Origin of the sequence: Pleomorphomonas koreensis DSM 23070 (assembly GCF_000425185.1) — a bacterium.
In the GTDB taxonomy this organism is placed as follows: domain Bacteria; phylum Pseudomonadota; class Alphaproteobacteria; order Rhizobiales; family Pleomorphomonadaceae; genus Pleomorphomonas; species Pleomorphomonas koreensis.
In genome coordinates this window covers 165,246-188,985 of record NZ_AULH01000011.1, presented here as the reverse complement: position 1 = coordinate 188,985, position 23,740 = coordinate 165,246, and the positions used below count along the sequence as shown (strand labels likewise).

22 protein-coding genes are annotated in these 23,740 nt (G+C 68.3%); 10 read left to right on the top strand and 12 right to left on the bottom strand.

Annotated features, from left to right (window positions below; translation table 11 throughout):
• Positions 1 to 566 (bottom strand): type I glyceraldehyde-3-phosphate dehydrogenase (locus H512_RS0110985; protein ID WP_026783495.1); only part of this gene is annotated, 566 nt, incomplete at its 3' end.
• 221 nt (positions 567 to 787) lie between these two features.
• Positions 788 to 3,475: a bifunctional acetaldehyde-CoA/alcohol dehydrogenase gene (adhE, locus tag H512_RS0110980; protein ID WP_026783494.1), complete on the bottom strand. Its 2,688-nt coding sequence runs from the start codon at positions 3,473 to 3,475 to the stop codon at positions 788 to 790.
• A gap of 454 nt (positions 3,476 to 3,929) precedes the next feature.
• Between adhE and H512_RS0110975 the strand changes: the two genes are divergently transcribed.
• A complete protein-coding gene (locus H512_RS0110975; RefSeq protein ID WP_026783493.1) occupies positions 3,930 to 4,940 on the top strand; it encodes a LacI family DNA-binding transcriptional regulator in 1,011 nt (336 codons plus the stop codon).
• Between the two features lie 65 nt (positions 4,941 to 5,005).
• Here H512_RS0110975 and H512_RS0110970 read toward each other — a convergent pair whose 3' ends face one another.
• The 8 genes from H512_RS0110970 to H512_RS0110935 all read right to left on the bottom strand — a co-directional run bounded on the left by H512_RS0110970 (position 5,006) and on the right by H512_RS0110935 (position 10,704).
• The gene (locus tag H512_RS0110970; protein WP_026783492.1) at positions 5,006 to 5,716 is read right to left on the bottom strand and encodes an energy-coupling factor ABC transporter ATP-binding protein; all 711 of its coding nucleotides are present in this window, start codon (positions 5,714 to 5,716) and stop codon (positions 5,006 to 5,008) included.
• Entirely contained in the window at positions 5,716 to 6,471 is a 756-nt protein-coding gene (gene cbiQ / locus H512_RS0110965) for a cobalt ECF transporter T component CbiQ (RefSeq protein ID WP_026783491.1), read from the bottom strand. The genes H512_RS0110970 and cbiQ overlap by 1 nt, the downstream gene beginning before the upstream one ends.
• Positions 6,461 to 6,997, bottom strand: a complete 537-nt coding sequence (locus tag H512_RS0110960) for a hypothetical protein (protein ID WP_026783490.1) — start codon at positions 6,995 to 6,997, stop codon at positions 6,461 to 6,463. The genes cbiQ and H512_RS0110960 overlap by 11 nt, the downstream gene beginning before the upstream one ends.
• Positions 6,994 to 7,620: a cobalt transporter CbiM gene (cbiM, locus tag H512_RS0110955; RefSeq protein WP_026783489.1), complete on the bottom strand. Its 627-nt coding sequence runs from the start codon at positions 7,618 to 7,620 to the stop codon at positions 6,994 to 6,996. Before cbiM ends, H512_RS0110960 begins: the two co-directional genes overlap by 4 nt.
• Positions 7,621 to 7,635: 15 nt before the next feature.
• Complete coding sequence (locus H512_RS0110950; protein ID WP_425414168.1) at positions 7,636 to 8,397, bottom strand: DUF4198 domain-containing protein; 762 nt, start codon at positions 8,395 to 8,397, stop codon at positions 7,636 to 7,638.
• A gap of 91 nt (positions 8,398 to 8,488) precedes the next feature.
• Entirely contained in the window at positions 8,489 to 8,932 is a 444-nt protein-coding gene (gene nikR / locus H512_RS0110945) for a nickel-responsive transcriptional regulator NikR (protein WP_026783487.1), read from the bottom strand.
• A gap of 55 nt (positions 8,933 to 8,987) precedes the next feature.
• The gene (locus H512_RS23570) at positions 8,988 to 10,211 is read right to left on the bottom strand and encodes a DUF2325 domain-containing protein (protein WP_053239767.1); all 1,224 of its coding nucleotides are present in this window, start codon (positions 10,209 to 10,211) and stop codon (positions 8,988 to 8,990) included.
• A gap of 1 nt (position 10,212) precedes the next feature.
• Positions 10,213 to 10,704 (bottom strand): hypothetical protein, encoded by a 492-nt coding sequence (locus H512_RS0110935; protein WP_156899455.1) that lies wholly within the window; start codon positions 10,702 to 10,704, stop codon positions 10,213 to 10,215.
• A gap of 161 nt (positions 10,705 to 10,865) precedes the next feature.
• Between H512_RS0110935 and H512_RS23565 the strand changes: the two genes are divergently transcribed.
• The 9 genes from H512_RS23565 to H512_RS0110890 all read left to right on the top strand — a co-directional run bounded on the left by H512_RS23565 (position 10,866) and on the right by H512_RS0110890 (position 22,208).
• Positions 10,866 to 11,654: an alpha/beta fold hydrolase gene (locus tag H512_RS23565; protein WP_036791161.1), complete on the top strand. Its 789-nt coding sequence runs from the start codon at positions 10,866 to 10,868 to the stop codon at positions 11,652 to 11,654.
• 9 nt (positions 11,655 to 11,663) lie between these two features.
• Positions 11,664 to 12,140 carry a Cys-tRNA(Pro) deacylase gene (gene ybaK / locus H512_RS0110925; protein ID WP_026783485.1) on the top strand — a complete coding sequence of 159 codons (477 nt, stop codon included), beginning with the start codon at positions 11,664 to 11,666 and terminating at the stop codon, positions 12,138 to 12,140.
• 89 nt (positions 12,141 to 12,229) lie between these two features.
• Positions 12,230 to 14,491, top strand: coding sequence for a DNA topoisomerase IV subunit A (gene parC, locus H512_RS0110920; RefSeq protein ID WP_026783484.1), 2,262 nt, complete (start codon positions 12,230 to 12,232; stop codon positions 14,489 to 14,491).
• A 321-nt stretch (positions 14,492 to 14,812) separates the two neighbouring features.
• Positions 14,813 to 16,219, top strand: a complete 1,407-nt coding sequence (locus H512_RS25780) for a septal ring lytic transglycosylase RlpA family protein (RefSeq protein WP_084798417.1) — start codon at positions 14,813 to 14,815, stop codon at positions 16,217 to 16,219.
• A gap of 68 nt (positions 16,220 to 16,287) precedes the next feature.
• Positions 16,288 to 17,502, top strand: a complete 1,215-nt coding sequence (locus H512_RS23555; protein ID WP_053239765.1) for a D-alanyl-D-alanine carboxypeptidase family protein — start codon at positions 16,288 to 16,290, stop codon at positions 17,500 to 17,502.
• Complete coding sequence (gene tmk, locus H512_RS0110905) at positions 17,483 to 18,142, top strand: dTMP kinase (protein ID WP_026783483.1); 660 nt, start codon at positions 17,483 to 17,485, stop codon at positions 18,140 to 18,142. Before H512_RS23555 ends, tmk begins: the two co-directional genes overlap by 20 nt.
• Positions 18,132 to 19,184, top strand: a complete 1,053-nt coding sequence (locus H512_RS0110900; protein WP_053239764.1) for a DNA polymerase III subunit delta' — start codon at positions 18,132 to 18,134, stop codon at positions 19,182 to 19,184. The genes tmk and H512_RS0110900 overlap by 11 nt, the downstream gene beginning before the upstream one ends.
• An 86-nt stretch (positions 19,185 to 19,270) precedes the next feature.
• Positions 19,271 to 20,815 (top strand): methionine--tRNA ligase, encoded by a 1,545-nt coding sequence (metG, locus tag H512_RS0110895; RefSeq protein ID WP_026783481.1) that lies wholly within the window; start codon positions 19,271 to 19,273, stop codon positions 20,813 to 20,815.
• Between the two features lie 214 nt (positions 20,816 to 21,029).
• The gene (locus tag H512_RS0110890) at positions 21,030 to 22,208 is read left to right on the top strand and encodes an NAD(P)/FAD-dependent oxidoreductase (RefSeq protein WP_026783480.1); all 1,179 of its coding nucleotides are present in this window, start codon (positions 21,030 to 21,032) and stop codon (positions 22,206 to 22,208) included.
• 91 nt (positions 22,209 to 22,299) lie between these two features.
• On the opposite strand, the gene H512_RS0110885 is transcribed toward H512_RS0110890, so the two are convergent.
• Positions 22,300 to 22,488: a hypothetical protein gene (locus H512_RS0110885; RefSeq protein ID WP_026783479.1), complete on the bottom strand. Its 189-nt coding sequence runs from the start codon at positions 22,486 to 22,488 to the stop codon at positions 22,300 to 22,302.
• Between the two features lie 144 nt (positions 22,489 to 22,632).
• Positions 22,633 to 23,661: an LLM class flavin-dependent oxidoreductase gene (locus H512_RS0110880; RefSeq protein WP_026783478.1), complete on the bottom strand. Its 1,029-nt coding sequence runs from the start codon at positions 23,659 to 23,661 to the stop codon at positions 22,633 to 22,635.
• Positions 23,662 to 23,740: the final 79 nt, after the last annotated feature.

The following is a 23,740-nucleotide window of genomic DNA, read 5'->3' as shown; positions in this document are numbered from 1 at the left end:
AGCGTCGGCTGGTCGCCGGTGTAGCTGTGGATGGTCGTCATGAAGCCGGTGTCGATGCCGATGACGTCGTTCAGCACCTTGGCGACGGGCGACAGGCAGTTGGTCGTGCACGAGGCGTTGGAGAGGACGATGTGGTCCTTGGTGATCTTGTCGTGGTTGACGCCGTAGACGACGGTGAGGTCGGCGCCGTCAGCGGGAGCCGAGACCAGCACGCGCTTGGCGCCGGCGGTGAGGTGCATCGACGCCTTGTCCTTGGCGGTGAAGATGCCGGTGCACTCCATCGCCACGTCGACGCCGAGGTCCTTCCACGGCAGCGTCGTCGGGTCCTTGATGGCCGTGACCTTGATCTTGCCGGTGCCGACGTCGATCCAGTCGGCGCCCGTCGTCACTTCATGCGGGAAGCGGCCGTGCACGCTGTCGAAGCGGATCAGGTGGGCGTTGGTCTCGACCGGGCCGAGGTCGTTGATGCCGACCACCTCGATGTCGTTGCGACCCGACTCGACGATCGCCCGAAGAACGTTGCGACCGATGCGACCAAAGCCGTTGATGGCGACCTTTACTGCCATTGTCTGTCTCCCAGATACGTTGGTTGTCCTTGCGACGCGCGGCGACGCTCCGGAAAAGAGCGTGCGATCCTCACGGGATCGACGTCGAGGGCCTTCGGGGCCAACCCGATGCCGGTGGTTTACGCCCCGGCCCTTCGGATGTCACTTCAGAAGCTGTGAAGCCTCCTGAAAGCAAAACGGAGGCGGGATTGTTCCCGCCTCCGTTGTTTGTCGTGCCGGTATTATTCGGCGGCCTTCTTGCCCTTGCCGGGCTTGGCCTCGGGAGCCGGGGCCAGCTCGGCGGCCGGGGCAAGCCCTGCATCGCGCTCGGCCGGCTCGACGTAGGCGCGGCCGTAGTAGCTGTCGACCAGGATCGCCTTCAGCTCCGAGATCAGCGGGAAGCGCGGGTTGGCGCCGGTGCACTGATCGTCGAACGCCTCGACGGCGATCTTGTCCACCTTGGCCAGGAAGTCGGCCTCGGGAACGCCCGCCGCCTGGATCGAGGCGGGGATGTCGAGCTGACGCTTCAGGTCCTCGACCCAGCCGATCAGGTTGTCCACCCGCTGCTGGGTGCGCTCGGCATCGAGGCCGAGGTGGGTCGCGACCTCGCCGTAACGCGCCCGGGCCTTCGGACGGTCATACTGCGAGAAGGCCGTCTGCTTGGTCGGGTTGTTGGTGGCGTTGTAGCGGATCACGTTGGCGATCAGCAGGGCGTTCGACAGGCCGTGCGGCAGGTGGAAGGCCGCGCCGAGCTTGTGGGCCATCGAGTGGCAGACGCCCAGGAAGGCGTTGGCGAAGGCGATGCCGGCGATGGTGGCGCCGTTATGCACCTTCTCGCGAGCGATCGGATCGTTGGCGCCTTCCTTGTAGGCGGCCGGCAGGTAGTCCTTCAGCAGCTTCAGCGCCTGCAGCGCCTGGCCGTCGGAATACTCGTTGGCCAGCACCGACACGTAGGCTTCGAGCGCGTGGGTGACCGCGTCGATGCCGCCGAAGGCAGTCAGCGCCTTGGGCATGTTCATCACGAAGTTGGCGTCGACGATCGCCATGTTCGGCGTCAGCTCGTAGTCGGCCAGCGGATACTTCATGCCGGTGGAGTCGTCGGTGACGACGGCGAACGGCGTCACTTCCGAACCGGTGCCGGAGGTGGTCGGGATGGCGACCAGCTCGGCCTTGATGCCCAGCTTGGGGAACTTGTAGATGCGCTTGCGGATGTCCATGAAGCGCAGCGCCAAGTCCTCGAAGTGGACTTCCGGATGCTCGTACATCACCCACATGATCTTGGCCGCGTCCATGGCCGAGCCGCCGCCGAAGGCGACGATGACGTCCGGCTTGAACGAGACGGCCCGCTCGGTGCCCTTGCGGACGGCCGTCAGGGTCGGATCGGCCTCGACGTCATAGTAGGTCTCGACGTCCATGCCATGCTGCTTCAGAAGCTCGATGACACCGTCGGCATAGCCGTTCAGGAACAGGAAGCGATCGGTGACCACCAGCGCCCGCTTCTTGCCCTCCAGATCCTTGAACGCCTCGGCGATGGCGCCGCGACGGAAGTAGATCGACTTGGGGAGCTTGTGCCAGAGCATGTTTTCGGCTCGCTTCGCGACGGTCTTGCGGTTGATGAGGTGCTTCGGACCGACGTTGTCGGAGATCGAGTTGCCGCCCCAGCTACCGCAGCCGAGCGTCAGGGACGGCGCCAGGTTGAAGTTGTAGAGGTCGCCGATGCCGCCGAGCGCCGACGGCGTGTTGATCAGGATGCGGGCCGTCTTCATCTTCTCGCCGAAGGCGGCGACGCGGTCCTGATGACGGTCCTGGTCGGTGTAGAGCACCGAGGTGTGGCCGATGCCGCCGAGAGCCACCAGCGCGGCAGCGGCGTCGCAGGCCGACGTGAAGTCCGGGCGGCGGTAGAGCGCCAGCGTCGGCGACAGCTTCTCATGGGCGAACGGCTCGCTCTCCTCGACGCTGTCCACTTCGCCGATCAGCACCTTGGTGCCGGCGGGAACGGTGATGCCGGCCGAGGCGGCGATCTTGACGGCCGACTGGCCGACCACGTCAGGCGACAGGTGGCCGCCGGGGAACACCACGTTGCGCACCGCGCCCAGCTCGTTGCCGCTGAGGATGTAGCCGCCATGGTCGTTGAAGCGCTCGCGCACCGCGTCGTAGACGCTGTCGACGGCGATCACCGCCTGCTCGGAAGCGCAGATCATGCCGTTGTCGAAGGTCTTGGACATCAGGATCGAGGCGACGGCGCGCTTGATGTCGCCGAACTCGTCGATCACCACCGGCGCGTTGCCGGCGCCGACGCCGATCGCCGGCTTGCCGGAGGAGTAGGCCGCCTTGACCATGGCCGGGCCGCCGGTGGCGAGGATCAGGTTGACGTCGGGGTGACGCATCAGCGCGTTGGAGAGTTCCACCGACGGGGTGTCGATCCAGCCGATGATGTCGGCCGGGGCGCCGGCGGCGACGGCGGCGTCGAGCACCAGCTTGGCGGCGGCGCAGGTCGACTTCTTGGCGCGCGGATGGGGAGAGAAGACGATGCCGTTGCGGGTCTTCAGCGAGATCAGCGCCTTGAAGATGGCCGTCGAGGTCGGGTTGGTGGTCGGCACGATGCCGCAGATCAGGCCGATCGGCTCGGCGATGGTGATGGTGCCGCCGAGGTCGTCCACTTCGAGGACGCCGCAGGTCTTCTCGTCCTTGTACTTGTTGTAGATGTACTCGGAGGCGAAGTGGTTCTTGATCACCTTGTCTTCGACGACGCCCATGCCGGTCTCTTCCGCCGCCTGCATGGCGAGCGGGATGCGGGCCGCCGCCGCGGCGAACGCCGCCTGGCGGAAGATCAGATCGACCTGCTCCTGGGAAAACGTCGCGTAAACCTGCTGGGCGCGCTTCACGCGCGCAACCAGCGCGTCGAGGTCGGCCGGGTTGTTGATGGGCATCTTGTTCTCCTGTCTTCCAAGCATTCGTCCCGAAGGCATTTTCATTGTTGCCGCCGGTCCTGCGCCGTTGCCGGGCGTCTGGCCGGTGGGTGCCTGATCCCGAGGACGAGGTGATCGGCGGATGAGCCGCTTTCGTCTGTCCTGCTACATATGGGATCGTTTTCAGGCCAGCGGTCAAGCGTTGAACCGATTAATGTTCTCGTGCGTAGTGGTACTACAGACCGGCCAAAATTCTTCTTAAGGTCATTGATAGAAAAGGTGAAATCCGGAAACGCCAGGAAAACCCGCCACTCGCTTCTCCGGAGCGCCTGAACCTTCCGGGAATCCTATCAGAAAAACTACTGATTTCAAATTGAGGCCTTTGCGCGAGCTTCATGTAATCCTTTTCATCGGTTTTGAATGGCGCTGAGGACGCCGAGGCGAGACCGGGGCGAGGGTCGCGGGACCTTTGAAAATGACAGTTGGTATCAAGGACGTGGCCCAGCGGGCCGGTGTATCGGTGGCCACCGTGTCGCGCGTGTTCGGCAACGGGCCGGTCAGCCCGGAGCTGCGCGAACGGGTGGAGAAAGCTATCGCCGCCACCGGCTATCGGCCCAATCTCTCGGCCCGCCGGCTGCGTTCGCAGCACTCCCAGACCATCGGCCTGATGGTGGCCGACATCCGCCGGCCGTTCTTCACCGCGCTGAGCCGCGTGGTGGAGGACGAGGCCTATCGCCAGGGCATGCGCCTCATCCTCTGCAACACCGACGAAAGCCCCGAGCGCGAGGCGATGTACCTGCGCCTGATGGAGGAGGAGCGCGTCACCGGCCTGATCTGGGCGCCGAGTCGCGGCAGCCTCGAACGGCTCTCCGACGACGGTCCGCCGTTCCCGCTGGTGCTGATCGACCGCGGCAGCCCGTCCGGCCGCTATGATTGCGTCGGGCTCGACAATCACCAGGCGACGGCGACGCTGGTCCGCCATCTCCACGCCATCGGCCGCAGCCGCATCGTCGGCATCTTCGGCAACACCTCGTCGACGGCGATCGATCGCCATCTCGGCTATCTCTCGGCCACCGCCTCGCTGGGGCTGTCGTCGGAGGCCTTCTTCGTGGCGCCCAACGCCGAGGCGGCCGAGCGCGAGATCCTCAAGGTATTCTCGCGGCCCGACCGGCCGGACGGCGTCATCGCCTCAAGCAACCTGATGCTGCTTGGCGTCGTCAAGGCGATGCGGCGGCTGGAACTCAGGACGCCTGACGACGTCGCCATCGCCGGCTTCGACAACGAGACGTGGTCGGAACTGGTGGGGCCGGGCCTCACCGTCATCGAGCAGCCGGTCGGCGACATCGGCCGCATGGCGATGACGCTGCTGTTCGACCGCCTGAAGGCGCCCAAGGCGCCGGCCCGCAAGGTGATGCTGACCGGCCGGCTGATCGTGCGCGGCTCGACGGCGCCGGTGACCGGCCTCGTCGACGAGCCGGTCGACTAAGGCATCCGCCTGAAAAGTTGCAGACTTTTCGGAAAGGCGGATGCGATAAAACAAGGGCTTGGAGCCTATTTCTCATCCAGTGGATGGAAATGAACGTGGTCGTGCCGATGCTGGTGCCGGTGCGCCACGGCCGGCTTGAGCCTGCCGTCTTCGAGCAACACCGCCCGCGTCGACAGCGTGGCGAGGAAATGCGCGTCGTGCGACACCAGGATCATCGCCACCGGCAGTTCCGCCAGGATGGCGGTGAGCCGGGCAAGATGCGCCTCGTCGAGGGCGTTGGTCGGCTCGTCGAGCAGCAGCACGTCCGGGTCCATGGCCAGCACGCCGGCCAGCGCCACCAGGCGCTTCTCGCCGCCCGAGAGGTGGTGGGTGACGCGCTTCTCCAGCAATTGCAGCTCAAGATCGGCCAGCACCGCCCGCGCCCGCTCGATCGCCTGCGCCGGCGTGAAGCCGAGGTTGAGCGGGCCGAAGGCGACGTCCTCGATCACCGTCGGCGCGAACAGCTGGTCGTCGGAATCCTGGAACAGGAAGCCGACCCGCTGCCGCAACTCGCGGAAATCGTCCTCGCTGCGGCGAGCGCGACCGAAGGCGGTAATGTCGCCGGCTTCAGGCGTTTCCAGCCCGACGATGGCGCGAAGCAGCGTGGTCTTGCCGGCACCGTTGGCGCCGGCCAGCGCCAGCCGCTCGCCGCCGTCGAGACGCAGGTCGACCCGGTCGAGCACCAGCCGGCCGCCGCGGCGGACGCTGACGCCGTTGAGATCGAGGAGAGCGGACATCACAGGCGATCCAGGACGAGGGCGATGGCGATGAGCAAGACCGTCAGTCCGGCCGCGCCGATGTCGACGGCACCGAACCGCTCCAGAGTAATCAGCGGGAAGCGCCCGGCAAAGCCCCGGCAGCGCATTGCCTCGTCGATCCGCTCGGCGCGCTCGACGGCGCGCACCAGCAACTGGCCGATGAAGTGGCCGTAGCTCCTGAGCGTATGGAGGTCGGTGCGGGCGACGAACCCCCTGAGGCGCATGGCGTCATTGAGGCGCCGCGCCTCGGCGCGCAGCAGTTCGACATAGCGCACGGCGAACAGGAACACCTGCACCAGACGCGGCGGCAGGCCGAGCCGGCCGAGCGCGTGGCCGAGGCGGATCGGCGTTAGGCCGGAGACCAGCGGCAGCACGACCAGCGCCGCCGCCGTGATGCGCAGCACGAGGGTGACGGCCCGCTCGATGCCGGGCACCGACAGGACGAGCGGCCCGACCGCGACGAAGGGCGGCAGTCGTGTGGTCAGCGGCAGCGCCACGAACAGGATCAACAGGAAGCCCTCGACATGCAAGAGCCGCCGCAGCGTCTGCCGCGCTGGCACGCCGGCGAGGACGGTGAGCAGCAGGCCGAGGCCGATGCCGGCGCCGAGCAGCGGCCACGAGCGCAGGCTGGCCAGCGTCAGCACCAGCGCCACGGCAACGACGAGGCGGCTGCGGGTGTCGAGCCGGTCGAGACGGGAGATCGGAGCGGCGGCGTCGACCGCGTCAGTCGCCATGCCGGTCCCGTCGCGACCGCAGCCACGCCCAAAGCCCGAACAGGCCGACGATCCAGCCGAGGCCGCCGATGAGATCGTTGAAGCGGACGCGGCCGTCGGCGGCCTCATAGGCTTCGAGCAGCGGCCGGATCTGCCGCGCCACCGCCGCCTCGATGCGGGCGTCGAGATCGGCCGTGACGCTCGCTTGCGGAGGCGCCGCAGCCGGCGCGGCAAGCGTTCCGTCGGTCGAGATGTCGAGTTCGGCGAAATGGCCGTCGCCGGCGGCCAGCGACAAATGATAGCGGCCGGGCGCCGGAGGCGCGAAGCTGAAGCCGCCGTCGGCGCCGGTCTTGAGGCGGCTCACCTCCGTGCCGTCCGGCATTGTGACGAGGAGATCGGCGCCCTGCGGCCGGCCGCCGCCGATGAAGAAGCCATAGCCGGCTATGTTTTCCCCGGTCGCCTGCGCGAACAGCTTCAGCCGGTGCGCCTCGGCCGGCAGGGCGAACAGCAGCAGCAATGCGGCGAGAGCGGCGGCAAGACGGCTCATGCGACAGTTCCGAGCGAAGCGGGCGCCACGATCATCTCCGGCTTCACCTTGAGGAGATAGAGCGTCACGAAGGCGGTCACCGCCGCCTCGATGACGGCGAGCGGCAGGTAGGCCGCCGCCATTATCCCGAGAGCCGGCGTGAAGGCCGGCTCCGACAGGGCGATCTCGCCGCCGACCAGCGCCGCCGTGACGATGACGGCCAGCGCCGCCGTGGCGCCGGCCAGCACCGCCGAGCGAAGGGGATTGCCGGCGTCGATGAAGCGGCGGGCGAGGGCGGCCAGGGCGACGCCCGGCAGCGCCATGTTGACGAGGTCGACGCCGAGCGTCGTCAGCCCGCCGAAGCCGAACAGCAGGGCTTGCAGCAGCAGGCCGACGAAGATCGCCGGGAACGCCTTCCAGCCGAGCATCAGGCCGACAAGCCCGCCCAGCAGCAGGTGGACGGAGGTCGGCCCCAGCGGAAAGGCCAGCGACGAGGCGATGAAGAACACGGCGGCCAGCAGCGCCGTGCGGGGGATGTCGCGGTCGGCGAGCCCCCGGATGCCGAGGGCGAGGCCGCCGGCGCCGGCCAGCGTGCCGGCGGCAAGGATCGGCAGCGACAATACGCCGTCCGGGATATGCGCCATGGTCGTTTCCGTCGGTTATTGGCCGCCCATGTCGGTCGCCTTCACCCACATCAGCGCGCCGAGTTCGGTGGCCGCCGGCTTGCCGTCCGGCGAGGTGGCCGCCGGGCCGTCCACCAGCGCGGCGAAGCCCCACCATCCCGCCCTGGGCATGGCATAGGAGAATACGCCCATGTCGTCGGCCTTGATCACCTGGGTGATGAAGGCTTCGTTGGGCGGCGTCACCGAGCCGTCGTTGACCCATTCCACCTCGATCTCGGCGCCCGGCACCGGCTGGCCGTCCTGAAGGACCACGCCGCGGAACAGGTTGCCGGTCCACAGGCCGGTCGGCCGCACCAGCGGCGCGATCTCCACCGGCAGGCCGGCCAGCCGATCCCAGCCCTCGCCGGAAGCGAAGCCGTCCACCACCACCTTGGCGTAGTGGACGATGTACTTGTTCTCGGCCGGTTCCCAATAGGGCTTGGGCTCGACGAACAGCACCTCGGCGCCCGGCGCGGCGATGTCGCGCTCGAAGCGCCAGGCCGCCTTGCCGTCCACCGGCGCCTCGACGAGCGCGGCCGTCAGATCCTCGACACCCTTGTCCGTGACGGCACCGACGCGCACCGGCTTGACCATGTCCATCGTCGGGCCGCGCTCCATCGGATGGGTGAAGACGAGTTCGACGGTGACCTTGCCGCCTTCGGGCAGCACGTCGGCCGACGGCAGGATCTCCTGGAAATGCGCCAGTGCGGGCGAGGCGAGGGCGGTCAGCGTCAAGGCGGCGAGAAGCGTGCGCATCAATCCGTTCCGTATCTGTTGGGTATGAGGAAAATACAATTTCATCATACCGACGCAATACGGCAAACGGCCTACCTAGCGGACGGCATGCTGTTCAGTCGTGATCGTGGGTGTGCGGTGCCGGGCGGTCGCCCTTGCCCTCGATCGGCACCACCACCATGCGGCCGTAGCGGACGCCGCGCTCGGCGGTGAGATGCTCGGCGAAATGGCTGATCTCGCCGGCCCGGCCCTTGAGCAGCGTCACTTCGAGGCAGTTGGCCTCATCGAGATGGACGTGCGTGGTGGCCAGCGACAGGTCGTGGTGATGGTGGTGCACGGCGGCCAGCCGCCGCGCAAGCTCGCGCTTTTCGTGGTCGAAGGTGTAGACGACGGCGGCCACGCACTCCCGATCGGGATCGGCTGTGGTGGCCAGCTCGCCGAGAGCGGTGCGGGCGAGGTCGCGGATCGCCTCCGAGCGGTTCTGGTAGCCGCGCCGGGCGATGAAGGCGTCGATCTCCTCGACGAGGTCGTCGTCCAATGTGATGGTCACCCGCTGCAAGTCGCTCTCCGTCGGTTGTCGCAACGGCGAGGTTAGCAGGGTGGAGCCTCAGCCGCTACACCCGCCCCAACTCGCTTGCGAAGGACGAATAGCTCGCCGAGGACAGCGGCAGGTAGGTCTTGTTCATGCGGCCGCACAGCGTCTTCAGCTTCTCGACGGCGGTGTGGCTGACGCAGTCGACCGGGAACATCACCACGTCGGCGCGGCCCAGCACGCCGTCCAGCGCCTCGGCCGACTGCTCGGCGCCGCCGTCGTGGTGGATCAGCGAGCCGCGACAGCGCTCGACGAGGTCGCGCATGCGCGACACCGTGCGCGGCCGGCCGCCGATATAGGCGATGCAGCGCCCTTCGAGGTTGAACGGGCAGTCGGGCGCGCAGGATGCGACCCGCGGCGCGTCGGCCAGCCGGTCGGCAAGTTCGTCCGCCCGCGCCTCGGCGGCGGCGAGCCGGCCGGCCAGCCTATCCACCTCGGCGGCGAGCCGATCGTTACGGCGCAGCGCGAGGTCGAGCCGGCGGGCGAGATCGCCGGCCTCCTCGGCAAGGCGGGCGGTTTCGCCGCCGCCTTCCAGCTCGGCGACGCGCGCGCGCAGACTGGCCGCCTCACGCACGAAGGGCTCGATGCCGGATACCAGGCGGGTCAGCCGCTCGATTTCCCGGTCGCGGCCGGAGAGCGCCTCAAGGTGGCCGAGGTTCGTCTGTTCCAGCCGGCGGGCGAGGGCGGCGGCCTGCTGCTCGGCCAGCGAGCGGGCGCGAGCGTCGCCGCGATGCGAGGCGCCGCAGAGATGCGACATCATGTGCACCTCGCCGAACACCCGCACCTCCAGCGCGCCGCCGAGATGGACGTGGCTCATCACCGCCCAGAAGGCGCCGGCGATCTGGCCCTCGGCCACCTCGCGATCCCAGAAGGCCGACAGCTCCGCCTCCGAGCGGCAGCGCGACGCCTTGCGCACCGCGCCGGCGTGGTTGGCGTCGAGCAGCTTCTGCACGGCCCCGGAGGCGCGGTTGCGGCTCGACATGGCGTGCACGAAGGCGCCGTGCAGTTCGTAGTCGGTCATCTCCTCGATGCCGTGGAACAGGCCGAGGCGCTTCGCCGCTTTGCGCAGTTCGGACAGCGTCAAGCAGGTGCCGAGCGTCACGCAATGGCAGCTTTTCGGCAATTCCCAGATCTTCGGCCGCTCGTGGCGCTGGGGCCGCAGCGGCGGCCGGTCGGGAGAGAAGGAGGAGAGCGACGTGGCGGCCTCAATCGGGCCGGGCAGCGAAAAGACGGGCTTGCCCGGCATGTCAGTTTCCCTTGGGCAGCAGAACGCAGAGGGCGCGATCGAGGGCGTCGGCCGTCACCTCCATCTCGAAGGGGCAACCGCGCCCGGCGCAGAGGTCGGCATGGACGCAGCGGAAGACGCCGGCCCGCATCTCCACCAGCTCGGCGCAGAGCCGCGCCTCCACCTCGCCGCGGTCGGGCGGGTCGAGCGCGTCCAGCAACTCGCGCCGCACCTCGATCTCGCGGTCGATCGGCAGGTCGGGCGCCGCGCCGACCGGCGCATGCACGAAGCGGTAGAGCCTGGACATGCCGACCAGGCTGACGGCGTGGCCGCCCGGTGCCCGCGGCTTCGGCACCAGCGCCGCCCGCTCGACCAGCCGGCGGCAGGCGAGCGCCTCGTCCTGGTGGTCACCATTTACCCGCCGTTTGCCGCCACCGATGAAGCGGATGAGGATCAGGAGGTCCTCGACGTCCTGAGCAGGCCAGCTTTCGGGCAAGGGGTGGAGAGCGTTCATGATCGGCATCCGATGATTGGATTCCCTTATAGGGAGCATAACTTGAATTAATGAGTCAAGTATAAGTGAAAGTGACTAGGCGTTGTGCCTTTCGCCCTTGCCCTTCGGCGCCTGAGGCGCCAATCTGCCGGCGTCCCGCGCATCCCTTTCCGGAGTTGCGATTGTCCGACTCGTCTTCCGCCTTCGAGGTCCGTCTCCACCATTCCGGCGGCGACGGCGCACCGCTGTTGCTGGTCCACGGCTTCGGCGCCGACCGCCGCACCTTCACCGCCAACCAGCCGGCGCTCTCCGCCGTCGCCGATGTCTGGTCGCTCGACCTGCCCGGCCACGGCGCCTCGCCCTGGACGGAGGGGGCGACGCCCTCGGCCGCCGCCTTCGCCGACGCCATCCTGAGAGCGCTCGACGCGGCCGGCGTCGATCGCGTCGACCTTGTCGGCCATTCGCTCGGCGGCGCCGTCTCCGGCGTGTTCGCCGCCCGCCATCCGGGACGCGTGCGGTCGCTGACGGCGCTTGCCGCCTCCGGCCTCGGCCGGCCGGTGCCGCGCGTCTTCGTCGAGACGCTGCCGACGCTGACCGACGTCGAGGCGGCCGAGCACCTGTTGCAGCGCCTGTTCGTCAGGAAGAGCCTCGTCAATCGCCGCCTTGCCCTCTACGTGCTCGACGACCTCGAAAAACCCGGCCGGCGGGCGGCGCTGACCCGCATCGCCGCGGCGATGACGGCGATTTCCGCCGAGGCCGACGCCGCTTTCCGCGCCGTTGCAGCGAACGGCCTGCCGCGCCTCGTCGTCTGGGGCGAGGGCGATGCCGTCAACCCGCTCGACGAGGAACGCCTCGAAGCGGTCGGCGGCGAGCGTTGCGTCATTCCCGATGTCGGCCATCTGCCGCATGTCGAGGCGGCCGTTACCGTCAACCGCCGCCTCGCCGCCTTCCTGGCCGAGCGGCCGGCCTGAGGTTCAGCCATGTCCAGAACCACCCGCGCCACCCAGTTCCTCGACAAGGCCCGCGTCGCCTACGAGACGGTGACCTACGATTACGACCCCGACGCCGACCGCATCGGCATGCAGGCCGCCGAAGCGATCGGCGCCGAGCCGGCCCGCGTCCTGAAGACGCTGATGGCTGAGGTCGACGGCAGGCCGGTCTGCGTCGTGGTGCCGTCCGACCACGAGGTCAGCATGAAGAAGCTGGCGGCGGCCTTCGGCGGCAAGTCGGCCAGCATGATGAAGCCGGCCGACGCCGAGCGCGTCACCGGCTACCACGTCGGCGGCATTTCGCCCTTCGGCCAGAAGAAGCGCGTACCCACCGCCTTCGAGGAGGCGGCACTCACCCACGCCACCGTCTACATGAACGGCGGCCAGCGCGGCCTTCAGGTGCACCTCAAGCCCGCCGACGCGGTGAAGGCGCTCGACGCCAGGACGGTGCCGCTGGTGGCGGATTGACATCAATCCGGGGACAAGGTCGCCGCCGTCCCCGATGACCGCTTGCCTTTCTGTTGCACTTGGACGGGGGTGATTCTACCCATCGTGCCATGGGCAAGGAACTGATTCCCTCCGACGGCATCGAGCCGGTCAATCTGCGGGAGGCGCTGGAAGAGCGCTATCTCGCCTACGCGCTCTCCACCATCATGCACCGGGCGCTGCCCGACGTGCGCGACGGCCTGAAGCCGGTGCACCGGCGCATCCTCTACGCCATGCGCCTCCTGCGCCTCGACCCCGGCAACGCCTTCAAGAAGTGCGCCCGCGTGGTCGGCGACGTCATCGGCAAGTACCATCCGCACGGCGACGGCGCCGTCTACGAGGCGATGGTGCGCCTCGCCCAGGACTTCTCGCAGCGCTATCCGCTGGTCGACGGCCAGGGCAACTTCGGCAACATCGACGGCGATAGCGCCGCCGCCCAGCGCTACACCGAGGCGCGGATGACCGAGGTCGCCCGCCTGCTGCTCGACGGGCTCGACGAGGACGCCGTCGACTTCCGCGACACCTACGACCAGGCCGACAAGGAGCCGGTGGTGCTGCCCGGCGCCTTCCCGAACCTCTTGGCCAACGGCTCGGCCGGCATCGCCGTCGGCATGGCCACCAACATCCCCACCCACAACGTCGCCGAGGTCTGCGACGCGGCGATCAAGCTGATCGACGCGCCGGAAACGCCGGTCGAGGGGCTGGTGGACCGCGACGCCGGGCCGATCCGTGGGCCCGACTTCCCGACCGGCGGCATCATCGTCGAGAGCGCCGAGTCGATCCTCGAAGCCTATCGCACCGGCCGCGGCGGCTTCCGCGTGCGCGCCCGCTGGCACCGCGAGGACCTCGACCGCGGCATGTGGCAGGCGGTGGTCACCGAGATCCCCTATCAGGTGCAGAAGGCCAAGCTGATCGAGAAGATCGCCGAGCTGATCACCGACCGCAAGGTGCCGCTGATCGAGGACGTGCGCGACGAATCGACCACCGACGTCCGCATCGTCATCGTGCCGAAGTCGCGCAACGTCGACGACAAGCTGATGATGGAAGCGCTGTTCCGCCTGTCGGAACTGGAAAGCCGCTTCCCGATGAACATGAACGTGCTGTCGCGCGGCCAGGTGCCCAACGTGCTCGGCGTGCGGCAGATACTCCGCGAATGGCTGGACCACCGCCGCGAGGTGCTGATCCGCCGCTCGCAGCACCGGCTCGACCAGATCAACGCCCGCCTCGAATTGCTCGAAGGCTTCATCATCGCCTATCTCAACCTCGACGAGGTGATCCGCATCATCCGCGAGGAGGACGAGCCCAAGGCCGAGCTGATCCGCGCCTTCGGCCTCACCGAGACGCAGGCCGACGCCGTGCTCAACATGCGCCTCCGCAACCTGCGCAAGCTGGAAGAAATGGAGATCCGCAAGGAGCACGCCGAGCTGTCCAGGGAGAAGGCCGAGATCGAGAGCCTGCTCGGCTCCGACAAGAAGCAGTGGAAGACGGTGCGCTGGCAGATCGGCGAGGTGAAGAAGGAATTCGCCCCCGACAGCAAGATCGGCAAGCGCCGCACCACCTTCGGCAACGGTTCGGAGCACGACGCCGGCGACGTGATGGAAGCGCTGATCGAGCGCGAGCCGATCACCGTCGTCGTCTCCGAAAAGGGCTGGATTCGCACGCTGAAGGGCCACATCTCCGACGTCTCGGGCCTCCAGTTCAAGGCCGGCGACGGGCTGAAGCTGTTCTTCAAGGCCGAGACCACCGACAAGCTGATCGTCTACGCCGACAACGGCAAGGTGTTCACGCTCGGCGCCGACAAGCTGCCGGGCGGCCGCTCGGCCGGCGAGCCGATCCGCCTGATGGTCGACATGGACGACGGCGCCGATGTGGTCGACGTCTTCGTGCATAAGCCGGAGCGCAAGCTGCTGGTGGTGTCGTCGGACGGCTACGGCTTCGTCACCGCCGAGGCCGACCTCGTCGCCACCACGCGCAAGGGCAAGCAACTGCTCAACGTGTCCGCCGGGCAGAAGGCCAAACTGATGGTGCCGGCCGACGGCGACCACGTGGCGATCATCGGCGAGAATCGCAAGTTCCTGATCTTCCCGCTGTCGCAGGTGGCGGAGATGGGGCGTGGCAAGGGCGTACGGCTGCAGAAGTTCAAGGACGGCGGCGTGTCGGATGCGCGCGTGTTCGCCTCGCATGCCGGCCTCGTCTGGACCGACGCCTCGGGCCGCGTCTTCCAGCGGTCGATGACCGACCTCGCCGACTGGATCGGCGATCGGGCCACCGCCGGCCGCCTGCCGCCGCTGGGATTCCCGAAATCGAACAGCTTCGGACCGCGCGGTCTTTGACGGTGCGGCCGGACTATAACGATTGAATACAACATTTGGTGTGTACGGAGACTGCCGGACGCAGCTTTTGCTGGCTTTACGGACCTGCCGAACGAATGTACAAAATGCACGCTGCCGATTTCCTCTCGGGAATGCGGCGCTAGGGATTGACCAGGGGATTCTTCATCAAGCCGCCGTCTCATCTTTAACAAGAGGTTAGGGATGGCGTTCTAAATTGAGCCAACGCACTTCGGTGCGGTGCCTCGGTTTGAAGGCTTTCGGGCGGCGTCAGCCTCCCGGAGCTGCGATGGTGATGAGTGCTCGAACGGCAAGGCGTACGGAATGACGGCAGGGCGAGACGGCAAGCGCTCGACGGCGAAAACGCTTCTGACGGTGATGTCCGCATCACTGGTTCTGGCGATCGGCGTGGCGGGCTGCGGCACAACCGAGCAAGGCCCTCTGAAATCCGCCAAGGCGAAGATCGATCCGAGATACGGCGTGGCGCCCAGTCCGCGCGTCGTCGCCATGGGCGAGGCGGTGCCGAAGGGCGGCGGTCGCGCCATGGTCGGCAAGCCCTACCGGATCGCCGGCAAGACCTACGTTCCGAAGATCGATCCCGACTACAAGGTGGTGGGCCTGGCCAGTTGGTATGGCACCGATTTCCACGGTCGCCGCACCGCCAACGGCGAAGTGTTTGACAGCGCCTCCATTTCCGCCGCCCATCCCACCATGCCGCTGCCGTCCTACGCGCGGCTGACCAGCCTCGCCACCGGCCGCTCGGTGATCGTCCGCGTCAATGATCGCGGCCCGTTCCATTCCAATCGCGTGCTCGACATGTCGCAGCGCGCCGCCGACATGCTCGGCGTCAAGCAGGCCGGCGTCGCCAAGGTTCGCGTCGAATACGTCGGCCCGGCGGCGACCGAGGGCGACGACACCGCCTTCCTGCTCGCCTCCTATCGCGGCCCGTCGCTGCAGCAGCCGGAAGCGGACAAGCCGAACGTCATGGTCGCCGCCGTCGAGGCGCTGCCGGGCGTGAAGACCATGATGCACGTCTTCGGTGGTTCGGATGCGCCGAAGCCCGCGCCGGCCGCCGCCGCCCCGATCGTCACCGCCGCCGCCACGACGGCCGACCTCGTCGGCTCGCCGGCTCCGGCCATCGACGTGGTGCCGCTGCCGCGCCCCGCCGAGACCTTCGACTACGTAACCATCGCCTCCGCCGATCCGGCCGATTTCATCGCCGCGCCGCAGGTGGCCGCGCTGGCCCCCGCTCTGGAGCCGACGTTCGCGCCGGTCGTGCCGCTGCCGCAGCCGCGCATGAGCTACAGCGATCCGGATGCCAACGCCTTCCAGCCGACGGTGATGTTTGGCGACACGGTGCTGCCGCCGCTGCCGCCCAATGCCTCCGGCTATGCCGCCGACCGCGTGTCGCAGGCCTATCAGGCCGTCGACGGCGTCGAGGCCGGCACGGGTCTTTCCGAACTGGTGAGCAAGCTTGAGGGCATGGCCGGCAAACCGGCCGTCGCCCGGCCGGCCGGTCCGGTCGTGCAGCTCGGCGTGTTCGGCAATCCTGACAACGTCGCCCGGGTGAGCGGCGCGCTCGCCTCCTATGGCACGCCCGTCGTCACCGACGTCACGGTCGGCGGTCGCGACATGAAGCTGATGCGCCTCACGGCCCTGACCGCGACGCCGGATGAGGCGATCGCGGCGGCCGAGGCGGCCGGCGTACAAGGCGCCCGTCTCCTGCGCTGATCGGTTTCCGAGCGGTGGCAAGGACGGGCGGTCGTGGCGCCGGAAGCGGGAGGTCCGGTTTCGTCGTCATGCGTGGGCTCGTTCTGGCGTTTCTTCTGTCGGCCGCGATATCCGGTCCGGCTGCCGCGCTTGAAAGCGTGGCGCCGCGCATTGCCCTGCACGACGAAAGCACCGGCTCGCTGCTGATCGCCCGCGACGAGGACAAGTCCTTCGCGCCGGCCAACTTCGCCAAGCTGGTCACCGCCGCCGTGGTCTTCGAGGCTCTGAAGACCGGCGAGATCACCGACGCCACCCTCTATCCGGTCAGCGAGCACGCCTGGCGCACCGGCGGTGCGCCGGCCCGCGTCACCACCATGTTCGCGGCGGTCAAGTCCTTCGTGCCGGTCGGTGACCTGTTGCGCGGCCTCGTCGTCGACTACGCCAACGACGCCGCCATTGCCCTGGCCGAGGGGCTGGCCGGCTCGGAGGACGCGTTCACCCTCCGCATGAACGACTACGCCGCCCGCATCGGCCTCACCGACAGCCGCTTCGCCAACCCTACCGGCTATCCCGATCCGAAGGCCCGGACGACGCTCGCCGACATGCTGGCGCTGGCCGGCCACATCCGCGCCGCCTATCCCGACCGCTACGCGCTCTACAGTCAGCCGGACTTTCTCTGGAACAAGATCAACCAGACCAACAAGACGCGCTTCATCAAGGAGTTGCCGGGCGTCGACGGCATGATGCTGGCCTTCGACGAGGCGGCCGGCTTCGGCGCGCTGATCGCCGCCGGCCGCGGCGACCGCCGCGTCACGCTGGCCGCCAGCGGCTACGGCTCGCTCGCCGACCGCGACAAGGATGTGAAGGCGCTGATCGAGGGCGCCTTTTCCGAATATGGCCGCTTTGAACTCTACCCGCCGGGCGCCGAGATCGGCAAGGTGAAGGTATTCGGCGGCGCCGTGCCGGAGGTGGCCGTCGTCGTTTCGGGCGGCGGGCCGGTCAACCTGACGCTGCCGACCGGCGACCGTTCGAAATTCCGCCTCGCCGTGGTCTATGACGGGCCGGTGCCGGCGCCGGTCAGCCGCGGCGCGCCGATTGCCCGCCTGGAGGTGCGCGTCGACGACCGCCTCTACCAGTCGGTGCCGCTGATGGCCGCCGCCGACGTGACGCGCGGCGAGCTGCGGCAGCGGGCGCTCGACGGCTTCGCCGAGATGTTCGCCGGCTGGTGGTACAGGACGATCGGGTCTATATCGATCGAGGATATCGTGAACTTGGGAGCATTGCGTGGCCGGCACCAGGGGTAGGTTCATCACCTTCGAGGGCGGCGAGGGCACCGGCAAGTCGACGCAGTCGAAGCGCCTCGCGACGGCGCTCGGGGCGCGCGGCCTCGACGTGGTGCTGACGCGCGAGCCCGGCGGCTCGCCGGCCGCCGAGGCGATCCGCGGCCTGCTGCTGTCCGGCCGGGCGCGGCCGCTCGGCGTGCTCGGGGAAGCCTACCTGTTCGCCGCCGCCCGCATCGACCACGTCGCCGAGCTGATCGAGCCGTCGCTCGGGCGCGGCGCTTTCGTCATCTCCGACCGTTTCGCCGATTCGACCCGCGTCTACCAGGGTGCGGCCGGCGGCCTCTCCGTCGACGTCGTCGACGGCCTCATCGACGCCGCCATCGGGGCGACGGTGCCCGACCTTACCATCGTCGTCGACGTGCCGGTTGAGGTGGGGCTCGCCCGCGTCGGCCACCGGGCGGCCGGCACCGACCGCTTCGAGAGCGACGCCGTCGCCGTGCACGAGGCGCGGCGGCGGGGTTTCCTGGCGCTCGCCGATCGCTTCCCCGAGCGCTGCGTCGTCGTCGACGGCAGCCGCGACAAGGACGTGGTGTCGGCGGACATCCTGGCGCTGGTCGTCCGCCGCTTCGGGCTCGACGGGGAGCGCGTCCGTGGCGATTGAGGACGATCGCGCCACCGAGGCCGACTGGATCGAGGGCCTGCCGCTGCCGCGCGAGCAGACGGCGCTGATCGGCCATGCCATCGCCGCCGCCGAGCTGCACGAGGGCTATGCCGGCGGCCGCCTGCACCACGCCATCCTGATCACCGGCCCCAAGGGCATCGGCAAGGCGACGCTGGCCTTCCGCTTCGCCCGCTACGTGCTGAGCCATCCCGATCCCTCGAAGGCGCCGCCCGCCGCCGCCGGCCTGTTGCCGTCCAACGACCGCGTCGCCGCCATGGTGGCGACCGGCGCCCATCCCAACCTCCTGCATCTCCGTCGCCCCTGGGACGACAAGGGCAAGAAGGTCAAGACGCAGCTCACCGTCGACGAGGTGCGCAAGACGGTGACCTTCTTCGGCAACGCCGCCGGCGTCGACGGCTACCGCATCGCCATCGTCGATGCCGCCGACGATATGAACGCCTCAGCCGCCAATGCGCTCCTGAAGATGCTGGAGGAACCGCCGAAGCGCTCGCTGTTCCTGGTGCTCTCGCACGCGCCGGGGCGCCTGTTGCCGACCATCCGCTCGCGTTGCCGCCGCCTCGCTCTCGATCCGCTCGGCCCCGACGACCTCGACGCGGCGTTGACCGCGCTCGACCTGACGGTGGAGGAGGGCGACAAGCCGGCGCTGGCCGCCCTTGCCGAGGGCTCGGTGCGGCGGGCGGTCGAGTGCATCGAGCACGACGGTCTTGAGGTCTACCGGCAGTTCCGGGCGCTGGTCGACGGCTTCCCGCGCCTCGACCGGCCGCGCCTCCATCGCTTCGCCGACGCGGTGGCCGGCCGCAAGGGCGCCGACAGCTTCGATCTCTGCGCCGATCTCGCCCGCAACTGGCTTTCCGAGCATATGCGCCTGACCATCCGCGGCGGCGTCGAGCGGCTCAACGGCTATGCCGCCGCCTGGGAGACGGTGAACCGCATCGTCGCCGAGACCGACGGCCTCAACCTCGATCGCCGGCAGGCCGTCATTTCGCTGATGCAAAGCCTTGCGGGATGCGTCTCGAAATAGCTATTCAGGAGCTGGTGCCGCGCCGTTCCTCTCGGAACCGCCTCGCGACCTTCCGTCCGGCACCCTCGGAAACCTGAAGCGAACTCATGAAACCGACGTTCTACATCACGACCGCGATCAGCTACCCCAACGGGGCTCCTCACATCGGCCATGCCTACGAGGCGATGGCGACCGACGTGATGGCGCGGTTCATGCGGCTCGACGGCTATGATGTGCGCTTCCTGACCGGCACCGACGAGCACGGCATCAAGATGTTGCAGACGGCGCGCAAGGAGGGCATCACCGCCCGCGAGCTGGCCGACCGCAACTCGGCCCGCTTCCAGGAGATGGCCAGCCTTCTGAACCTCTCCAACGACGACTTCATCCGCACCAGCGAGGAGCGTCACCGCGTGGCCTGCCAGGCCATCTGGAAGGCGATGGAGAACAACGGCGACATCTACCTCAACAAGTATGCCGGCTGGTATTCGGTGCGCGACGAGGCTTATTACGGCGAGGAGGAGACCATCCTCTCCGACGAGGGCATCCGCTTCGGCCCGCAGGGCACGCCGGTGGAATGGGTGGAGGAGGAGAGCTATTTCTTCCGCCTGTCCGACTATCAGGACAAGCTCCTGAAGCTCTACGAGGAGCAGCCGGACTTCATCGGCCCCGATGAGCGGCGGAACGAGGTGATGAGTTTCGTGAAGGGCGGGCTCAAGGACCTGTCGATCTCCCGCACCACCTTCGACTGGGGCATCCCGGTGCCGGGCAACGACAAGCACGTGATGTACGTCTGGGTCGACGCGCTGACCAACTACATCACCGCGCTCGGCTATCCGGACATGGAGAGCGAGCTGTTCAGGAAATTCTGGCCGGCGCTGCACATCATCGGCAAGGACATCGTCCGCTTCCACACCGTCTACTGGCCGGCCTTCCTGATGAGCGCCGGCGTGCCGCTGCCCAAGCGCGTCTTCGCCCACGGCTTCCTGTTCAACCGCGGCGAGAAGATGTCGAAGTCGGTCGGCAACGTTGTCGGCCCGCAGGAGATGGTCGACGCCTACGGCCTTGATCCGGTGCGCTATTTCTTCCTGCGCGAGGTGTCTTTCGGCCAGGACGGCAACTACAGCCACGAGGCGATCGTCGGCCGCATGAACGCCGACCTCGCCAACAATCTCGGCAACCTCGCCCAGCGCTCGCTGTCGATGATCGCCAAGAACCTCGGTGGCGTGCTGCCGGCCCCCGGCCCGCTCTCCGACGCCGACAAGGCGATACTCCAGAGCGTCTACGCCCTGCTGCCGGTCTGCCGCGAGGCGATCGCCGGCCAGCAGATCCATCAGGCGCTCAACGCCATCTGGGGCGTGCTCGGCGAGGCCAACCGCTACTTCGACGCCGAGGCGCCGTGGACGGTGCGCAAGATCGACGAGGCGCGCTTTGCCACCATCATGTGGGTGACGGCCGAACTGCTGAGGAACGTCGCCATCCTGATCCAGCCGGTGATGCCCGCGTCGATGGAGAAGCTGCTCGACCTCCTGGCCGTGCCGGCCGACAAGCGCGCTTTCGTCGATCTCGGCGAGGGCGGCAAGCTGGCGGGCGGCGTCGCGCTGCCGGCGCCGGTCGGCATCTTCCCGCGCTATGTCGAGAAGACGGCCGACTGACGGCCGCGCTTGCAGAATGCCGGAGCGTCCCGGATGGCCGAGGCCGTCCGGGACGTTTTTGCATCCGGACTCTGCCTGAAATCGTGCCGGCCTAAAAATAGTGCATTTGCGTCGCCCGCTGCCGGCTTCGTCGTCTTGACAGCCGGCCGCCCGGCTTTTCTGATGCGAGGCCAGAGGGCGCCTCCGGCGTCCCGCGCCCATCGGGTCTCTTCGCATGTCGAGCTATGATGTCGTGATCGTCGGCGGCGCCGTGACCGGCTCGTCGGCCGCCTATCACCTTGCCGCCAATCCCGATTTCGCCGGCAAGGTGCTGGTGCTGGAGAAGGACCCGTCCTACCGGACATGCGCCTCCGCCCTGTCGGCGGCGTCGATCCGCCAACAGTTCTCAACCGCCGTCAACATCAAGATATCTCTCTACGGAATTGATTTTATTCGTCATATCGGCGATTGGCTCGACGTGGACGGCGACTGCCCCGACATCGGCTTCCACGAGGACGGCTATCTCTTCCTCGCCACAGCGGCCGGCCGCGACACGCTGGCCGACAACCACGCGCTCCAGGCGGCGCTCGGCGCCGACATCGCCTTCCTGGAGCCGCACGCGCTGGCCGCGACATTCCCGTGGCTCGCGGTCGACGATCTCGCCGCCGGCTGCTTCGGCCGCTCGGGCGAGGGCTGGTTCGACGGCTACGGCCTGATGCAGGCGTTCCGCCGCAAGGCCCGATCGCTGGGCGTCGACTACCGGCCGGCCCGCGCCGCCGCCATCGTCGTCGACGACGGCCGGGCGACCGGCGTCCGCCTCGACGACGGCGAGGTGATCGGCGCCGGCACGGTGATCAACGCGGCCGGTGCCGACGGCCGCCGGCTGGCCGCCACGGCCGGGCTCGACATCCCGATCGAAGTGAAAAAGCGGATGATCTTCACCTTCAAGGCCGAGGACCGCATCGAGCGTTGTCCGCTCCTGATCGACCCCAACGGCACCTATGTGCGCGGCGACGGCGACGGCTTCATCTGCGGCTCCGTGCCGCCGGCCGGGCAGGACCCCGAGGCGCCCGGCGACTTCGATGTCGACTGGAGCCTGTTCGAGGAGCACATCTGGCCGACCATCGCCGCCCGCGTGCCGGCCTTCGAGCGCATCCGACCGGGCGCCGCCTGGGCCGGCCACTACGACATGTGCGCCTGGGATGACAACGTGTTGCTCGGCGCCCTGCCGGAGATCCCCAACCTCCTGCTTGCAAATGGCTTCTCCGGCCACGGCCTGCAACAGGCGCCGGCGGTCGGCCGCGGCCTTTCCGAACTCGTCGCCTACGGCGGCTACCGCAGCCTCGACCTCACGGAGCTGTCGCCTATCCGCATCCGCGACGGCCGCATGCTGCGCGAGAAGAACATCGTCTGACGAAAAAGGCCGGCGGAATCGCGCCGCCGGCCTTCGTTCCACCCCTCAGTCGGCCGGGTGGCGGGCCGCGCGGGATGGACTTGATCCCGGCTCAGCCGCCTGCCGTCTCCTGCCGGGGCAGGCGATGCCGCCAGCGGGCGAACCGCTGCCGCACGGCGTGGACCTTGCGGGCCAGCGGCGCGGCCGTGTCGTAGAACTGCTGGTCGGCCTCGGCGGTATGCGTCGGCGCCGGGCGGCGGAAGCCCTCCCGCGTGATGATGAAGGTCAGGATGTCTTGCATGATCGCCTCCGGCTGTCTTGATCCGGAGACGGATATAGGCGCCACAAAAAACGATTCATATTGCCCGTTTTCGCAAGGCGTCTTTCAGGATTGAACGACCCGGACGGCCGCCTCCAAGAAAGGCGGCCGTCCGGCGCCCATGCCTCAGGCGGTACCGCCGTTGACGGCCGGCTTCACCTTGTTGCCCAGAAGCTCGATCGAATTGAGCGCCGCCGCGTGCGGCAGCTCCTGACCCTGAAGGAGCAGGGTGATGCGGTCGATGCCGCCGAGCGACTCATTGACGTGGCGGACCTTGGCGATGATCTCCTTCGGCCCGCCGATCATCAGCGCGCCGGTCGGCCCGCGCAGCGCGTCGTATTGGGCGCGCGTCGTCGGTCCCCAGCCGCGCTCGCGGCCGATCTTGGAGAAGGTGCGCTCGTAGCCGGGCCAGTAGATGTCGGCCGCTTCCTCCAACGTGTCGGCGAGGAAGCCAACGGCGTGGATGCCGACGCTCAGCTTCTCCGGCGGATGGCCGGCCTCGGCGCCGGCCTTGCGGTAGAGGTCGATCAGCGGCCGGAAGCGGTGCGGCTCGCCGCCGATGATCGCCACCACCAGCGGCAGGCCCAGGAGGCCGGCGCGCACGAAGGAAGCCGGCGTGCCGCCGACGCCGATGCGCACCGGCAGCGGGTTCTGCACCGGCCGCGGATAGACGCCCTGGCCGGTCAGCGGCGCGCGGTGCTTGCCCGACCAGTTGACGTTGACGTTGTCGCGCACCGCCAGCAGCAGGTCGAGCTTTTCCGAGAACAGCTCGTCATAGTCGCGGAGATCGTAGCCGAACAGCGGGTAGGATTCGATGAACGAACCGCGGCCGACGATGATCTCGGCCCGGCCGTTGGAGATCAGGTCAAGCGTCGCGAACTGCTGGAACACGCGCACCGGATCGTCGGAACTCAGCACCGTCACGGCGCTGGCGAGGCGGATGGTCTTGGTGCGGGCGGCGGCGGCGGCCAGAATCACCGCCGGCGACGACGCGAGATATTCCTCGCGATGGTGCTCGCCGATGGCGAACACGTCGAGACCGGCCGCATCCGCCGTCTCGATCTCCTCGAGAAGCCGCGCCATGCGCTCGGCGTCGCCGGTCTTGCTGGCCGGGGTCCAGGTGGTCGAGACGAAGCTGTCGATGCCGAATTCCATGGTCGAATATCCCGAATGAGAAGAAGGGGCGGGTTTCCAATCAATTTGGACGTTACCGCGCAACCGCAAAAGGGGGCGA

Bases quoted from the DNA above. Each gene is read 5' to 3' on its own strand.
- adhE (WP_026783494.1), bottom strand. From the start codon at position 3,475: ATGCCCATCAACAACCCGGCCGACCTCGACGCGCTGGTTGCGCGCGTG.
- H512_RS0110975 (WP_026783493.1), top strand. From the start codon at position 3,930: ATGACAGTTGGTATCAAGGACGTGGCCCAGCGGGCCGGTGTATCGGTG.
- H512_RS0110970 (WP_026783492.1), bottom strand. From the start codon at position 5,716: ATGTCCGCTCTCCTCGATCTCAACGGCGTCAGCGTCCGCCGCGGCGGC.
- cbiQ (WP_026783491.1), bottom strand. From the start codon at position 6,471: ATGGCGACTGACGCGGTCGACGCCGCCGCTCCGATCTCCCGTCTCGAC.
- H512_RS0110960 (WP_026783490.1), bottom strand. From the start codon at position 6,997: ATGAGCCGTCTTGCCGCCGCTCTCGCCGCATTGCTGCTGCTGTTCGCC.
- cbiM (WP_026783489.1), bottom strand. From the start codon at position 7,620: ATGGCGCATATCCCGGACGGCGTATTGTCGCTGCCGATCCTTGCCGCC.
- H512_RS23570 (WP_053239767.1), bottom strand. From the start codon at position 10,211: ATGCCGGGCAAGCCCGTCTTTTCGCTGCCCGGCCCGATTGAGGCCGCC.
- H512_RS0110935 (WP_156899455.1), bottom strand. From the start codon at position 10,704: ATGAACGCTCTCCACCCCTTGCCCGAAAGCTGGCCTGCTCAGGACGTC.
- ybaK (WP_026783485.1), top strand. From the start codon at position 11,664: ATGTCCAGAACCACCCGCGCCACCCAGTTCCTCGACAAGGCCCGCGTC.
- parC (WP_026783484.1), top strand. From the start codon at position 12,230: ATGGGCAAGGAACTGATTCCCTCCGACGGCATCGAGCCGGTCAATCTG.
- H512_RS25780 (WP_084798417.1), top strand. From the start codon at position 14,813: ATGACGGCAGGGCGAGACGGCAAGCGCTCGACGGCGAAAACGCTTCTG.
- H512_RS23555 (WP_053239765.1), top strand. From the start codon at position 16,288: ATGCGTGGGCTCGTTCTGGCGTTTCTTCTGTCGGCCGCGATATCCGGT.
- metG (WP_026783481.1), top strand. From the start codon at position 19,271: ATGAAACCGACGTTCTACATCACGACCGCGATCAGCTACCCCAACGGG.
- H512_RS0110890 (WP_026783480.1), top strand. From the start codon at position 21,030: ATGTCGAGCTATGATGTCGTGATCGTCGGCGGCGCCGTGACCGGCTCG.
- H512_RS0110885 (WP_026783479.1), bottom strand. From the start codon at position 22,488: ATGCAAGACATCCTGACCTTCATCATCACGCGGGAGGGCTTCCGCCGC.
- H512_RS0110880 (WP_026783478.1), bottom strand. From the start codon at position 23,661: ATGGAATTCGGCATCGACAGCTTCGTCTCGACCACCTGGACCCCGGCC.